Source organism: Bacteroides sp. RTP31139st1_H2_RTP31139_211217 (assembly GCF_040227615.1).
Taxonomy (GTDB): domain Bacteria; phylum Bacteroidota; class Bacteroidia; order Bacteroidales; family Bacteroidaceae; genus Bacteroides; species Bacteroides uniformis.
The window spans coordinates 1-1,031 of sequence record NZ_JBCNZM010000264.1; the positions used below are offsets into that span (position 1 = coordinate 1).

Below are 1,031 nucleotides of genomic sequence, written 5' to 3' on the forward strand. Positions count from 1 at the left end.
AAGCGGAGATTGCAAAGAGAGGGTCACTCTTTGCTCTGGGTTCTCAGGGGAGAAACGCCCTGAGTGGGTCATTAGGGCAAAGCCCTAATCCCCTCGGGAGAGCCCACAACTACGAAAGCGAAGCGTGTAGTTATAGTGGGCTATAACCGAAAGCCGTTTTTCTTTTTCGGTGGTTGGCTGCGCACCCCTTTTGCAGATTGAACTTGCCTGTTTCTTTCAGTCTGTTTCTGTAAGTATTCGTTCAAGTCCTTGCATCCGCTGTATGTCTGCGAAGCGTCACGGATGTATAAGTCCCTGCCGTATTCCTTATAGATTTGCTGCATGGCTTCCATTCCTGCACGGTCATTGTCAAAGAAACAGTGGATGCGCTCATAGCTTCCCAACGGATAGATTGCTTTGGAAACATTGGCTACTGAGTTCAACACCATATAATCTTGCCTGTCCAGTTCGGGATATTTCGGGCAATTCTCCAATCTCAAAGTAAGAAATGAAAGATAGTCCATAAATCCCTCAAACACATAACATGTTTCCCTCGCTGTTCCCGGCTGTTTGATATGAGAAATCTCTTTCGGTGCGATGCATCCCTTGAAATACTGGTTGCGGATTTCATACCCACCCGACACATTGGGAAAGGCGATGGCGAAATACCGTTTGCCATTATGGGTGAAGTGCGCTTCACTGCATTCTCTTTTCGCCATTGCAATGTTTATTCCCCTTTCCTGCAAATAAGCAAGCAGGGCAGGAGAAGAAAGCGGTACAATCTCCAGTTGTTGAAAACTTGGCTCGGAAGATGATTGCTTGCCAAAAGAAAAAGACACGGGGCGAATACGGGGTGTCTGTTCTTCGATTTTTTGCAAGAGGTAAGGCACATGGTCGGAACAATAAAGTTCCTGTGCCAGTGCGATGATATTCCCACCTTTGCCGAGTGCAAAATCATACCATTGGTTACGTTCTGTATTTACCTTGAACGATGCTTCCGTTTCTTCCCTTAGTGGTGACTTATACCACAGGTTTATGCCCTGTTGTTTGAC

Annotated in this window: 1 protein-coding gene; it reads right to left on the reverse strand. The window is 46.4% G+C overall.

Features of this window, described 5'->3' with window-relative positions; translation table 11 throughout:
* Positions 1 to 140 precede the first annotated feature (140 nt).
* The coding region (locus ABUA47_RS23555; protein WP_349832155.1) for a toprim domain-containing protein at positions 141 to 1,031 on the reverse strand (891 nt) is incomplete at its 5' end.